13 protein-coding genes and 1 pseudogene are annotated in these 13,893 nt (G+C 59.7%); 6 read left to right on the top strand and 8 right to left on the bottom strand.

What is annotated here, in order from left to right; all coding sequences use genetic code 11:
• Nucleotides 1–14: 14 nt before the first annotated feature.
• A complete protein-coding gene (gene ddlA, locus ACIOYV_RS31820; protein WP_401330255.1) occupies nt 15–1,109 on the bottom strand; it encodes a D-alanine--D-alanine ligase in 1,095 nt (364 codons plus the stop codon).
• A gap of 94 nt (nt 1,110–1,203) precedes the next feature.
• Between ddlA and ACIOYV_RS31825 the strand changes: the two genes are divergently transcribed.
• A complete protein-coding gene (locus ACIOYV_RS31825) occupies nt 1,204–2,499 on the top strand; it encodes an MFS transporter (protein ID WP_401330258.1) in 1,296 nt (431 codons plus the stop codon).
• Here ACIOYV_RS31825 and ACIOYV_RS31830 read toward each other — a convergent pair whose 3' ends face one another.
• Nucleotides 2,500–3,141, bottom strand: a complete 642-nt coding sequence (locus ACIOYV_RS31830) for a LysE family transporter (RefSeq protein WP_054045718.1) — start codon at nt 3,139–3,141, stop codon at nt 2,500–2,502.
• Between the two features lie 152 nt (nt 3,142–3,293).
• Here ACIOYV_RS31830 and ACIOYV_RS31835 point away from each other — a divergent pair, with 152 nt between their 5' ends.
• The 3 genes from ACIOYV_RS31835 to ACIOYV_RS31845 all read left to right on the top strand — a co-directional run bounded on the left by ACIOYV_RS31835 (nt 3,294) and on the right by ACIOYV_RS31845 (nt 5,191).
• Nucleotides 3,294–4,103 (top strand): AraC family transcriptional regulator, encoded by an 810-nt coding sequence (locus ACIOYV_RS31835; protein ID WP_401330261.1) that lies wholly within the window; start codon nt 3,294–3,296, stop codon nt 4,101–4,103.
• Between the two features lie 76 nt (nt 4,104–4,179).
• Nucleotides 4,180–4,548: a cupin domain-containing protein gene (locus tag ACIOYV_RS31840; protein WP_401330264.1), complete on the top strand. Its 369-nt coding sequence runs from the start codon at nt 4,180–4,182 to the stop codon at nt 4,546–4,548.
• Between the two features lie 76 nt (nt 4,549–4,624).
• Nucleotides 4,625–5,191 (top strand): GNAT family N-acetyltransferase, encoded by a 567-nt coding sequence (locus ACIOYV_RS31845; protein WP_401330267.1) that lies wholly within the window; start codon nt 4,625–4,627, stop codon nt 5,189–5,191.
• On the opposite strand, the gene ACIOYV_RS31850 is transcribed toward ACIOYV_RS31845, so the two are convergent.
• The 5 genes and pseudogenes from ACIOYV_RS31850 to ACIOYV_RS31870 form a co-directional block, all read right to left on the bottom strand.
• A complete protein-coding gene (locus ACIOYV_RS31850) occupies nt 5,188–5,793 on the bottom strand; it encodes a flavin reductase family protein (protein ID WP_401330270.1) in 606 nt (201 codons plus the stop codon). The two genes, ACIOYV_RS31845 and ACIOYV_RS31850, sit on opposite strands and share 4 nt — an antisense overlap.
• A gap of 53 nt (nt 5,794–5,846) precedes the next feature.
• The gene (locus ACIOYV_RS31855; protein WP_265045836.1) at nt 5,847–6,278 is read right to left on the bottom strand and encodes a methyl-accepting chemotaxis protein; all 432 of its coding nucleotides are present in this window, start codon (nt 6,276–6,278) and stop codon (nt 5,847–5,849) included.
• Nucleotides 6,279–6,434: 156 nt separating this feature from the next.
• Nucleotides 6,435–7,199: pseudogene (locus ACIOYV_RS31860) on the bottom strand (PAS domain-containing protein); the annotation flags it as partial.
• A 130-nt stretch (nt 7,200–7,329) separates the two neighbouring features.
• Entirely contained in the window at nt 7,330–7,827 is a 498-nt protein-coding gene (locus ACIOYV_RS31865) for a DUF4411 family protein (RefSeq protein ID WP_401330273.1), read from the bottom strand.
• Nucleotides 7,824–8,960, bottom strand: coding sequence for an ImmA/IrrE family metallo-endopeptidase (locus ACIOYV_RS31870; protein ID WP_401330276.1), 1,137 nt, complete (start codon nt 8,958–8,960; stop codon nt 7,824–7,826). The genes ACIOYV_RS31865 and ACIOYV_RS31870 overlap by 4 nt, the downstream gene beginning before the upstream one ends.
• A gap of 374 nt (nt 8,961–9,334) precedes the next feature.
• Between ACIOYV_RS31870 and ACIOYV_RS31875 the strand changes: the two genes are divergently transcribed.
• Nucleotides 9,335–10,705 (top strand): gluconate:H+ symporter, encoded by a 1,371-nt coding sequence (locus ACIOYV_RS31875; protein ID WP_401330279.1) that lies wholly within the window; start codon nt 9,335–9,337, stop codon nt 10,703–10,705.
• Between the two features lie 23 nt (nt 10,706–10,728).
• Here ACIOYV_RS31875 and ACIOYV_RS31880 read toward each other — a convergent pair whose 3' ends face one another.
• Nucleotides 10,729–12,042 carry an MFS transporter gene (locus ACIOYV_RS31880; RefSeq protein ID WP_290029552.1) on the bottom strand — a complete coding sequence of 438 codons (1,314 nt, stop codon included), beginning with the start codon at nt 12,040–12,042 and terminating at the stop codon, nt 10,729–10,731.
• Between the two features lie 200 nt (nt 12,043–12,242).
• On the opposite strand from ACIOYV_RS31880, the gene ACIOYV_RS31885 reads away from it, so the two are divergent.
• Nucleotides 12,243–13,661, top strand: a complete 1,419-nt coding sequence (locus ACIOYV_RS31885; RefSeq protein ID WP_265040915.1) for a short-chain fatty acid transporter — start codon at nt 12,243–12,245, stop codon at nt 13,659–13,661.
• The last annotated feature ends 232 nt before the right edge of the window (nt 13,662–13,893 follow it).

Raw genomic sequence — 13,893 nt, forward strand, 5'->3', positions numbered from 1 at the left:
TGACGACTCACAGCTTAGCGACTGATTTTCAACGCTTGCCGTGCTTGGTGCCTTTCCAGCGCCAGGTCGATCAAGCGGCTGACCAGTTCGCTATACGTCATGCCGGTGGCCTGCCACAGCTTGGGGTACATGCTGATGCGGGTGAAGCCGGGCAGCGAGTTGATCTCGTTGATTAACACTTCGCCGCTGTCGGTGAGGAACACATCGACCCGCGCCAGCCCGGAACAGCCGAGCACCTGGAATGCCTCGACGGCCAAGGCGCGAATACGCTCACTCGCTTCAACACTGATATTGGCCGGCACCACCACTTCGGCGGCCTGGTCGTCGATGTATTTGCTGTCGTAGGAATAGAACCCGCTGCGCACCACGATCTCGCCACAACCACTGGCGATCGGCTGATCATTGCCGAGCACCGCGCATTCAATCTCGCGACCGCTGACGGCGGATTCGATCAGGACTTTTTCGTCGAAGCCGAGAGCCAGCTCAACCGCCGCCACGTATTCGGCTTCGTCGGTCACCTTGCTCACACCCACCGAAGAACCCTGGTTCGCCGGTTTGACGAACAGCGGCAGGCCGAGCTTGCCCTGCACTTCGGCGAACCCGGTGCGCGCGGCGCTGGCACGGTTCAACGTCACGAAAGGAGTGACCGCAATCCCGGCGTCTCGCAGCAGGCGTTTGCTGATGTCCTTGTCCATGCACACCGCAGAACCCAGCACATCGGAGCCGACAAACGGCAAATCCGCCATGCGCAGCAAACCTTGCAGGCAGCCGTCTTCGCCGAGGGTGCCGTGGACAATCGGGAAGATCACATCCACGTGGCCCAGCAGTTCCTGGCTCGACGTTTCGACCAATTGCTGACTGGCCTTGCCCGGCACCACGGCCAATTCGCGATTGGATTGATTGAGGGCGATCAGCGCCGGGTTTTCCTGATTGAGCAGGAAGTTCGAGGGATCGTTGAGGTGCCAGTGGCCTTGCTTGTCGATGCCGATCAGTACCGGTTCGAAGCGCGAGCGGTCCAGCGCATCAACGATGTTTTTCGCCGATTGCAGCGACACTTCATGTTCAGCCGAACGGCCCCCGAAAATAATCCCAACCCGCAGCTTGCTCATTGCCTGGCCTCATAGTGAACGTGGTGTTTCATACCACGGCAGCGCGGATGAGTTAAAGACTGAAACTTCGTGTGGTGACGATGAGTCATTGCTAATGCGCAGCACACACCTGCGCTCAGCCAAGCAGAGGCCGCCGCCCTTGAACGCTCAGACCGATCGTCGCAACACCCTTTCCCTCGACGGGCTCAACTTCTTTCTCGCCGACGTGCGCGACGGACTCGGGCCCTACCTGGCGATTTATTTGCTGGCAGTGCATCACTGGGACCCGGCCAGCATCGGCTTGGTGATGACGATTGCCGGGATCGCCGCGCTGCTGACCCAGACTCCGGCCGGCGCGTTGATCGACCGAACCCGGCGCAAACGCGGAGTGATCATCGTCGCGGCGCTGCTGGTGACGCTGAGCTGTTTGCTGTTGCCGTTCATTACTTCATTCACCCTGGTGGCGCTGACCCAGGCCTTGAGCGCTGTCGCGGCGTCGGTGTTCGCCCCGGCCATTTCCGCCATTTCGTTGGGCATCACCGGGCCCCGAGCGTTTACCCGCCGTACCGGGCGCAATGAAACCTTCAATCACGCTGGCAACGCTGTCGCGGCGTTGCTGGCCGGGGGATTTGCGTATTTGTTCGGCCCGGTGGCGGTGTTTTATCTGATGGCGGTGATGGCGCTGGCCAGCGTGATTGCCATCAGTTTCATCGCGCCACAAGCCATCGATCACGACGTCGCCCGAGGCTTCGACCCACAAGGCCCGGCCCACGGCGAACAACCCTCGGGGTTGAACGTGCTGCTGCACAACCGCCCGCTGCTGGTGTTCGCTATTTGTTGTGGGCTGTTTCATCTGGCGAACGCAGCAATGCTCCCGCTGGTGAGTCAGAAATTGTTCCTGGTGAACCTGCAAATGGCCACGCCGTTGACGTCCGCCTGCATCGTTGCCGCGCAATTAGTCATGGTGCCGGTGGCGTTGCTGGTGGGCTGGAAGGCCGATGTGTGGGGACGTAAACCGTTGCTGCTGGCCGGTTTCTTGATCCTGCCATTGCGCGGGGTGCTTTACACCTCGTCGGATGATCCGTACTGGCTGGTGGCCGTGCAATTGCTCGACGGCGTCGGGGCCGGGATCTTCGGCGCCCTGTTTCCCGTGGTGATCAAGGACCTGACCCAAGGCACCGGCCGCTTCAATGTGAGCCTCGGTGCGCTGTCGACGGTGTTCGGTCTGGGCGCCGCACTGAGTAACGGCTTGGCCGGGCTGGTGGTTCAGTCGGCCGGTTACAGCGCGGCATTCCTGACGCTGGCGGCAGTGGCCGCGGCAGCGCTGGTGTTGCTGGTGGTGGCCATGCCAGAGACATTGAATCGCACGCCCACCGTTGCCGAGCAGCCTGTGGCCACGGTGCCGACCTGATCAGCGATTGGCCACTAGATGCGCACCGAACAACAGATAGCAACTGCCGGCAAAGCGGTCCAGCCACTTGCGCGAACGCTCATAAGCCCCCGCAACCCGCCGACTGGCAAACAGCAGCGCCACGCTGCAATACCAACTGAATGACAGGCTCGCCATGGTCAGTACCGCCAGCCCCAACAACATCGGTGGCGGTGAGGCCGGCATCGCGGTGGCGAAGATCGTCGCGACGAACAGCGCCGATTTGGGATTGGTCATGTTGCCGATAAAGCCCCGGCCATACGCCGACCACAGCGTTCGCCCTGCCCCGTCCAGCGAGTTGCCAGCGCCAGGTTGCGTTGCCGGTTTGCGCTTGAATTGCTTCAACCCCAGATAGATCAGGTAACAGCCACCGGCAATCTTGAACGTCAGGTAAAGCGTCGGCGCCGCGCTGAACAGCGACTTGATGCCCAAACCACCGGCCAATCCCCACAATACCGTGCCCGTGGCGACACCCAGTGCCGCGACTACGCCATGTCGTCGGGAACAACTGGCCGCCAGTTGCGCGGTGTTGAAGAAGTTCGGGCCCGGCGTCACCACCGCGACCGTCCACAACAGGGCCAGGGACAATAATGGCGCGGCATAGCTCAGGTCAGTCGGTTCCATGGGACGGGGCGCCTTCGTGGCATCAGAGAAGCCTTGTACCTTGCAACATTTGCCAACAATTTTCTACTCGCCGCACTGACGCCGTTCGTCAGCAGACAAGGATTTGTCACTGGGTTAACGTATTCAACATCGAGCCCAGGACAAGCGGCACCATGACCAAGCACACGCCACCCAGCGACTGGTTCCACCGCGCGCCCAACGTCGGCGGGCTGGAGCGTATCGAGGCGTTTTTTGCCGGTCACGGCTATGACTTCCATCGCCACGACACTTACGCCATCGGCCGCACCCTGGCCGGGGTTCAGAGTTTTCAGTACCGCGGCGCCTGGCGCCACAGTCTGCCCGGCGGCACGCTGGTGCTGCACCCGGACGAAGTCCACGACGGCGAGGCCGGCACCGACAGCGGTTTCCACTATCGAATGATGTACATCGAACCGGCGCTGATCCAGCAGATCCTCGGCGGTCAGCCGCTGCCCTTCATCAAGACCGGACTGTCGACCGATCCGCGCCTGTTCGCCGCCACCGATGTGCTGATGCGCAGCCTGGATGACCCGCTCGATCCACTGGAAGAACAGGACGCACTGTTCGATCTGGCCCACGCGTTGAGCGCAGTGTCCGGCACGCCCGACAAACGCCAGCGCTTAGACTATGTGGCGGCGGAACGCGCCCGGGAGTTCATGCACAGTGCCCTTGATCGCACCGTGACCCTGGACGAACTGGCGCACCACAGCGGTCGGGATCGTTGGAGTCTGTCGCGGGATTTTCGCCTGCTGTTCGGCACCAGCCCCTATCGCTACCTGACCATGCGCCGTCTGGACCTGGTCCGGGCGCTGCTGATTCAGGGCCAGTCGCTGGTCAGTGCCGCGCTGATCGCCGGCTTCACCGATCAGAGCCACATGACCCGCCAGTTCAGCAAAACCTACGGCCTGTCGCCGGCCCGCTGGATGAAAATGCACCGCCGCTGAGTCACGCACAATCGTTCAAGAATCACCTTGATGCGCTGGTTATCGTGGGGCCGGAATCACTCTGGAGAACCACCTGATGAGCACGTTAAAAAGCCTGAACTTCCTGCAGAAAATCGACCTGATCGACCAACACTGGTCACCCCGGGTCATTGCCGAAATGAACGACTACCAGTTCAAAGTAGTGAAGCTGCTGGGGGATTTCATCTGGCACGATCACCTGGATACCGACGAAACTTTCATCGTTCTCGAGGGGCAATTGCGCATCGACTTTCGCGACGGTCACGTGCTGATTTCGGCGGGTGAAATGTACGTCGTGCCCAAGGGCATCGAGCACAAACCCTCGGCGGAACAGGAAGTGAAACTACTGCTGATCGAACCCCGGGGCGTGATCAACACCGGCAGTGAAGGCGGCGAGCGTACGGCGGTAAATGATCTATGGATTTGAAAAACAGCGGAAATACGCAGACTGTGATCGCCGTGATCACTTGACCGACTTCCCGGTCGAGGAATAAGGACATTCCATGAGCGACTTCCCGACACTCGAAACGCCGCGTCTGCTGCTGCGCGAAATAGTGACAGCCGACGCCCCGGCCCTGCTGGCGATACACGGTAATGCCCAGGCCATGCAATGGTTTGGCATGGACCCGATTACCGAAATCGCCCAGGCCCGGGCATTGATAGAGGCTTTCGCCGAATCGCGCGCTCTGCCGAATCCGGGCATCCGTTGGGGCATCCAGGAAAAAACACACGAAGCATTGCTCGGTAACTGTGGCTTCTTCAAATGGAACCGGCAGTGGAAAAGCTGCTCACTGGGTTTCGCGTTGGGACAGTCAGCCTGGGGCAAAGGCTTTATGTCTGAAGCGCTGCAAGCGACGCTGGTCTGGGGGTTTGAACAGATGCAGCTCAATCGGATCGAGGCCACCGTGCATCCCGAGAACCAAGCGTGCTTGAAGTTGCTCGAACGCCTGGGGTTCGTCCAGGAAGGACGGCTTCGCCAGGCGGGTTTCTGGCTGGGCGAGCATCGCGATTTGCTGCAACTTTCGTTATTGCGCGCAGAGTTTGAACCGTCGCCGATCAGCGCTCTTTAGTCAGACTCGCCCAGCGCCTTGCCATCCACCGGATCGCCGATCTTCAGGAAATGGCCACCAGCAACGTGGTGCAAGGTGCGCAGCGCGTCATGCCCTTCGAAGTGCCAGCGGCCCTCGCTGAACACACGCTCATCGGCTTGGGCGGCAATCACCTCGGCGAGGAACAGGTCGTATTGCTGATGATTGTGCGGCTCCGGCAACAACCGGCATTCCAGCCATGCAACGCAACCTTCGAGCATCGGCGCATCAATCGATTCGCCGCTGAAAGTCTGCAAGCCATAGGCCTGGAACTTGTCCTGGCCTTGGTCCTGAGTCAGCGCCAGGCCAGACGTCGAACCGACCGTCTGGACAATATCGGCCTGTGCGACACAGGGCACGTTCACCACGAACGTGCCCGAGGCTTCCAGCAGTTGCCGGGTCCAGGTGGACTTGTCCAGCACCACCGCGATTTTCGGCGGTTCGAAATCCAGCGGCATGGCCCAGGCCGCGGCCATGATATTGCGCTGACCGTCGTGGGCCGCGCTGACCAGCACGGTCGGCCCGTGATTGAGCAGGCGATACGCCTTGGACAACGGAACCGGTCGGCGATGGGAAACGGTCATGGATGTCTGCTCCAGGGAAAACGCCGATTGTAGCGGCAACCCAAGGGCAAGGATCAAGTCGCCAATTGATTGGCAAACTGGCCCACCGCATTCACCACTTTCTGCGCGCCATCCTGAATCTCGACAATCACCGTGCCCGCCTCCGCCGCCAGCGCCAAGCCTTGTTCTGCCTGGAGTTTGCCATCTGTCATCAGGCTTACGGCGTTACGCGCCATGTCCTGGTTCTGGCGTACCACGCCGACAATTTCATCCGTTGCCTGGCTGGTGCGCGACGCCAATTGCCGCACTTCGTCCGCCACCACCGCAAAACCCCGGCCCTGTTCGCCGGCACGCGCCGCTTCAATCGCCGCATTGAGCGCCAACAGGTTGGTCTGTTCGGCAATGCCGCTGATGGTCTTTACGATGGTGCCGATCACCAGCGACTGCTCGTTCAGGGCTTCGATGCCTTCACCGGCGGTTTGCATATGCTTGGCGAGGTCGCGCATCACGTTCACTGCCTGAGTCACCACCGCCGTGCCACGCTGGGCGCTGTTATCGGTCTGGATCGACGTGCTGTAGGCGATGTTGGCTGCCTCGGCGACCGCTTGCTCCTGATTGACCTGATCGGTAATCACCGTGGCGAACTTCACCACTTTGTAGAGCTTGTTGTTGGCATCGACCACCGGGTTGTAGGACGCCTCCAGCCAGACCGTACGACCGTGGCTGTCGACGCGTTTGAAGCGGTCAGCCACAAACTCACCATTGTTCAGACGGCGCCAGAAGTTCTGATACTCGGCGCTGTTGTATTCCTCTGGCTCACAAAAGGTGCGGTGATGTTTACCCTGGATCTGCGCCAGGCTGTAACCCATGCCGTTGAGGAAACGCTCGTTGGCGCTCAGCACATTGCCGTTGAGGTCAAACTCGATCACCGCCGTCGAACGCACCAGCGCACCGATCAGGTTCTCGTGCTCGCGAGACGCTTCGATGGTGCGGGTCAGGTCGCTGGAATAAATCGAGAAATGCCTGATGCGACCGTCCGCCGAACGCACCGGTTGCAGGATCGAACGCAACCAGGCCTCGGCGCCGTTGCCGCGCAACAAACGCACGGTGCCGGCAAAATGTTCGCCACGGGTCAGCGCGTTTTTGAATCGCTGATGAAATTCGCCGGATTTCACGTGAGCCGGCACGATGTCTTCGAGGTGCCGACCGACCAGGTCATTGCTCTTGTAGAGCATCTCGCCAAGAAAATTCTGATTGACCGATTGCACCCGCCCATCAGCATCGAGAGTCAGGACCAGCATCTCGCTTTCCAGGCTGTCCTTCACTTGCAGGAGGCTGGAGAGTTCTTCGCGAAGAGCGGACAGCTCCTGCTTCAAGCGTTTATTGAACATGGGAAAGCACCGATGGGCAGAGATAGTAAGCGGCATGCAGCCTAACCATCGGCCTTGGGGATATTTTCTGAAGAGTGTTTTAGGGTTGTCCTACAAAAATAATGTAGCTGCAGCGGTTATCGAATAAATGTCGGAGGAATTCGCCTTGAAGCACCCCAGACAAAACTCAGGTATGCATCACAAACCGGGCTTCCAGCTTGTTCAACAACTCAAAGGTATTCATGTAAGGAACACCAAATGCCTCACAGACATTTGGAATAGTGAATTTACGCCTGACAGCCGGGTTGTAGGCTTCTTGGGTGACGACCACCGCGCCGGTTGTCATGGCTTTCGCTATAAGCCATGGGTCAGCGCCACCGAGAAAATCCTCCACTGCGCCGGGCTTCATTAGAGGGATCTGTTCAGCAATTTTCGATGCAATGCTTGCAAAGACTGCCTGCGTATTTGCGTCATTGGCTGCATCGAAAATTTCAGCATTTTCCTTCGCCCAATGAGTCAGTTCATCATTACCTTTTGATAACTCATCCCGAACCTGGACGATACTGGCGATCTCCATCGCTTGGTGCTGATGAATAAGCCAAGACCAATAGCCCGGACAAATAGTCATACCGTAATAGCGATTTTTGGCTTCGATCAACGTGTTCGAGTCCAGCAAGTGCTTCATGCCATCAGCCTGCTGGCGTAGGTTTTAAGCTTCGACGGCTGCATGCCAAGCAACTTCCCCGCCTCGCGCAGCAGCAACCGACCGCTTTGGGTTTCGGCTACAACGGCTTTACTGAAGCGCAGACTATTTCTCGTTGACGCTGTTCGGTAATAACTCCCTCCGCCGCCTTCCTTATCCCTGTAGGCCTGCAATTGCTGCTGGTAGTAAGCGCCATATTGCTCTGTAGATATGAAGCCAAGGTCCCTCGCTCGCCGTGCTACAACCAATTTGCTTACCCGAAAACGTGCGGCCAAAGGCGCAAGATTGCTTGTCCACGCTCCATCCATATCCCATTCAGTTCGGATGGTGTCCTGTGGAACCAGAAACTCACCGGCAACCGCATTACAGAAAACCTCCTCATTGCGATCACTCTGACTGCTACCGTCGGAGATTCCCGTGCTACCAATCCAGATATGCGCCAGCTCATGCACCAGCGTGAACAGTCTTGCGCTTGGCGCATCGGCACTGTTGATAAACACCACTGGGGCCAGACGGTCACTGATGGCAAAACCACGAAATTCGCTGACCTCCAATTTGCGATGGGTGTTGCCCAAGACAACGCCACTTCGCATGACCAGAATGCCAACCGACTCGGCGGCACCGATCAGGTCACGCATGTAATTATCCTGGTTGCGCTGCTTGTCATCTTCGCCTTTACGCAGAACCTCGCGCAGGTCGCTGACCACATCCAGAACAGACGATTGAATGGAAAAGCGACCGACAAACGGCAAAGGCGAAACGTCATGCTTCTGGAGATATTCCAGATACCAGTCCTGCTTGCGCAAGACATCCTTGATCGTATCGATCAGGCCCAAACTGGGGGGAGACGGTGGCACGCCACCAACAGTGCGCAGGTCAGGCAGCGGAAGCCGCTCGGAGGGCGGCTCCTTCAAAAAAAGGAAACCGAACGGCACATGTGCAATGGACGCCCACCGTTGCGCCTGACTGAACGTCGGAAGACTCCGTCCTGCCTCCCATTCCCTGATTCTTTGGGTCTTTACGGGCAAACCTTTGGCGACTTGTATTTCAGACAAGCCGGCCCGTAGTCGAGACCACGACAAGAGCGCGGGGTTAATGAAAGCAGACTGACTCATAGGTGAAGTGCACACCATTTGAATGAACGTGGTTGAGATGGAGTAACTATAGGAGTGAGCTTTTCAGACCGTCAATTGAAGGCCCGTAGCCTGTAGGACCACGGTCTAGATGAGCTATGAACGGTCCTGCATGCCCGTTGGAAACGGCGCTCAAGTGATCAGGAATCGCCTTACAAAAAGAGCCATCTTCAGCAACAGACTCGGTATATCCGGCGCGTGTCGGTCAATAAACCCTCCAAAAGGTCAGGAAAAAGACTACGCCCTCTACTGACTTCAATCGCAAAACCCACCGCTCTACCCCGGCCACTTCAGGTATCCTTCGGCTAAATTGCAACAACATGTTGCAAGGTATCTGCCCGATAAGGAGTCCCGTTTTGGAGTTATCGACTGCTGCCTGGATGGTTCATGACACCCGTTTGATTCTTTGCGTCCTGCTGGCGATTGCCACGATTATCGTGTTGATCAGCGCCACCAAACTCCCGCCCTTTCTGTCGATCCTGATCGGTACATTCATTGCCGGTGTCGGCGCCGGTCTGCCGCCCGAAGATGTCGCTAAAGCCTTCAGCAAAGGAGCCGGGGCGATTCTCGGTGAGGCGGGGATCATTATTGCCCTGGGTTCGATGCTCGGTGCGTTGATGGCCGAATCCGGTGCCGCGGATCGCATTGCCTCGACGTTGCTTGGGTTGGGTAAAGGCAAGTCATTGCCATGGGTGATGGCGCTGGTGGCGATGGTGATTGGCCTGCCGCTGTTCTTCGAAGTGGGCCTGGTGATGATGGTGCCGATCATCTTCGTCATGGCGCGCCGTTCGGGTCAGCCGTTGCTGAAGATCGCGATTCCGGCGCTGGCCGGGATGACCACGTTGCACGCCTTGATGCCACCGCATCCCGGGCCGCTGATTGCGGTCAGCGCGTTGCACGCCGACCTCGGGCTGACCATGTTGCTGGGGTTCAGTATCGCGATTCCGGCGGTGATCCTGGCAGGCCCGATCTATGGCAACTGGCTGTCGAAACGCATGCACGTCGATGAGCCGGCAGAGCTCGGCGCCCTGTTCAGCGCCGCGCCCAAGGCCCCGCGCCAGCCGAGCTTCGGCATGTCGTTGCTGATTATTCTGTTGCCGGTGTTGCTGATGCTCGGCAGCACCTTGGCGAAAGTCGCGATGAGCCCGGAAAGCACCGCCGCCCTGACTCTGAAGTTCCTCGGTGAACCGCTGGTGGCGCTGGGTATTGCGGTGATGGCGGCAGTGATCTGCCTCGGCTGGGCCAATGGCATGCCGCGTGAACACGTGGGCGGCACGTTGCGTAAAAGCCTGGCGCCGATTGCGGTGTTGCTGCTGACCATCGGTGCCGGCGGTGGCTTGAAGCAGACGTTGCTCGATGCCGGCGTCAGCCAGACCATCAGCAAAGTCGCCGAAGGTGCGCACATGCCGTACTTGCTGCTGGCCTGGTTGATTGCCGTGGCACTGCGCCAGGCTACCGGTTCGGCCACAGTGGCGACGACGACCACGGCGGGCATTCTGGCGCCGATGATGGCGGGACTGGCGGCGACGCAAAGCTCTTTGGTGGCGCTGGCGATTGGCGCCGGCTCAGTGTTTTTCTGCCACGTGAACGACGCCGGATTCTGGATGGTGCGCGAGTACTTTGGCTTGCAGCTCAAACAGACGATCTGGGTCTGGTCGATCCTGCAAACCATCGTGTCGGTGGTGGGGTTGGTGGGGACGTTGTTGTGGTGGCATTGGTTGACGTGATGGCCGCCCCGTCCCCCGGATAGCTACAAGCAGGGCGCCACGGAACGGCTCCCGACATGGGGCATGCGCGCGCCGAAATACGCCGCGCTGCTCACGCCCACCGCGCCCATCACAGCGCAGAAGATCACGCAGATCCATGGGCTCCACGGCATCAGACCGATCAGCAATAGCGGTGTGATACTCGCCCACGCTGCGTAGGCAATGTTGTAGGTGAAGGAAATCCCCGAGACGCGAATCCGCGCCGGGAACAGGTTGACCATCACCGACGGCACTGCGCCGACCACCCCACAACTGAGGCCGGCCACTGCGTAGGCCAGGCCGATCCAGCTACCGCCGATGATCAGGCAGGTATAAAGCACGCCGATGCCCAATGGCAGCAACAGGCTGTAAAGCATGACCGTGCGCCAGGCGCCGATGCGGTCAACCAGCAAACCGGCGAGCACGCAACCGATGTTCAGGAACACGATGCCCAAGGCGCTCAGGGCGAAGGTGTGACTGGCGGTCATGCCGAAGGTTTTCTGCATCATGGTCGGGGTGATAACCACGAACACCACCACCGCCGAGGTCAGCACGCAGGTGAGGATCATCGCCGGCAACATGGCCAGGCGATGTTCGCGCAGCACGGTGCGCAGCGGCAGTTCGGCCGTCGCATCGCGGCGTGCCTGCATCGCCATGAACACCGGGGTTTCGCTGAGCCAGCGGCGCAACCAGACACCGATCACACCAAACACGCCGCCCAGCAGGAACGGATAGCGCCAGGCGTAATCGAGAATTTCAGCCGGGGTGAAGGCCTGGGCCAGAAAGGTCGCGGTCAACGCGCCGATCAAATAGCCAAACGTCAGCCCAGCCTGGAGGAATCCGAGGGCGTAACCGCGATGCCCGGCCGGCGCGTGTTCGGCGACGAATACCCAGGCGCTTGGCACCTCACCGCCCACCGCCGCGCCCTGAAGAATGCGCAGGGCCAACAGCAACAATGGTGCGAAATAACCGATTTGCGCGTAGGTCGGCATGATGCCGATCAGCAGGCACGGCAGCGCCATCATCAAAATGCTGAGGCTGAAAACCTTTTTGCGCCCGAGTTTGTCGGCGAAGTGCGCCATCAGAATCCCACCCAGCGGCCGCGCCAGGTAACCGGTGACGAAGATCCCGAAGCTCTGTAGCAAGCGCAGCCATTCGGGCATTTCCGGCGGAAAGAACAGCTGGCTGAGGGTCAGGGCGAAAAATACGAAAATGATGAAATCGTAGATTTCCAGCGCCCCGCCGAGCGCCGCAAGGCCCAGGGTCTTGTAGTCCGAACGGGTGAACGGCGCCGGGCGCGTGTCGGTATTGGCAGTCATGAAAAGAACTCTGGCATAGGCAAAAACCAAGGCGCCCATGGTCTACGCAAAATCGGTGACGGACAACCCGTTAGACCAAAGTCCTAAACCAGTAAAACTTCGTCACAAAAAACAGTCGATTGATTTAATGTTGGCACCTGACCAGACGGGCCTTTGCGGCCCGGAACATCACAATAATCATAAAAATCCGAGGTAGTCCCGTGGCCGCTGATATCGACGATAGCCGCTATGCCCGCTTTGCCCTGCGCTGCTCAAGCTTTGCCGAACGCTGGTTCCCCGATTCCTGGGTGTTCGCCGCCCTGGCGGTGATCATCGTTGCCGTGGCGACCATGGCCATGGGCGCCAAACCCACCGACGCTGCCATGGCATTCGGTGACGGGTTCTGGAGTCTGATTCCGTTCACCATGCAAATGGCGTTCGTGGTGATTGGTGGCTATGTGGTGGCCAGTTCGCCGCCAGCGGTGAAGCTGATCGATCGCCTGGCGCGGATCCCGAAAAACGGCCGCTCCGCCGTGGCCTGGGTCGCGTTGATTTCCATGGTTGCGTCGCTGCTGAACTGGGGGCTTTCGCTGGTGTTCGGTGGTTTGCTGGTACGTGCCCTCGCGCGCCGCACCGATCTGAAAATGGATTACCGCGCTGCCGGCGCCGCTGCTTATCTTGGCCTTGGCGCCGTGTGGGCGTTGGGCCTGTCGTCGTCCGCCGCGCAATTGCAAGCCAACCCGGCCAGTCTGCCGCCGTCGATTCTGTCGATCACCGGCGTCATTCCGTTCACTCAGACGATCTTTCTCTGGCAGTCGGGCGTGCTGTTGCTGGCGCTGATCGTGGTCTCGCTGATCATTGCCTACGCCACCGCCCCCGGCCCGAATTCCGCGCGTGACGCCGAGGCCTGTGGCATCGACCCGAGCTTCAACCTACCGCCACTGCAACCGCGCACCCGTCCCGGCGAATGGCTTGAACACAGCCCGCTGCTGACCATCTTGCTGGTGCTGTTGGCGGGCGGCTGGCTGTTCCATGAATTCTCGACCAAACCGGCGATCAGCGCGATCTCCGGGTTGAACACCTACAACTTCCTGTTCCTGATGCTCGGCGCCCTGCTGCACTGGCGTCCGCGCAGCTTCCTCGACGCCGTGGCCCGGGCGGTGCCGACCACCACCGGCGTGCTGATCCAGTTCCCGCTGTACGGCTCGATTGCCGCGCTGATGACCACCGTCAAAGGCACCGACGCCCAGACCCTGGCCCACCACATCTCAACCTTTTTCGTACAGATCGCGTCCCACGACACCTACGCGCTGTTGATGGGCGTGTACTCGGCGATTCTCGGTTTCTTCATCCCGTCCGGCGGCGGCAAATGGATCATCGAAGCGCCGTACGTGATGCAAGTGGCCACCGACCTGAACTACCACCTGGGCTGGGCCGTACAAATCTACAACGCCGCCGAAGCCCTGCCGAACCTGATCAACCCGTTCTACATGCTGCCGCTGCTGGGCGTACTGGGGTTGAAGGCGCGAGACTTGATCGGGTTCTCGTTTGTTCAGTTGCTGGTGCACACACCGCTGGTGTTGTTCCTGCTGTGGGCGCTGGGGACGACGCTGGTTTATACGGCGCCGGTGATGCCGTAAAGGGTGCCAGGCGTTCATCCTCATAGCGATGAATATCCGCTTTTGTGGCGAGGGAGCTTGTTCCCGCTCGGCTGCGAAGCAGTCGAAAAACTAGCGACCCCGTTTTGTCTGAAATATCGCGGCCGCTGGTATCGGGGCCGCTTCGCGCCCCAACGGGAGCAAGCTCCCACGCCACAAATTTGCGTCAGCCGCATCACTGCGGATCGGATCCAACATCGTGTAACCTCCCCGT

The organism is Pseudomonas sp. NPDC087342, from assembly GCF_044744265.1.
Lineage (GTDB): Bacteria > Pseudomonadota > Gammaproteobacteria > Pseudomonadales > Pseudomonadaceae > Aquipseudomonas > Aquipseudomonas nunensis.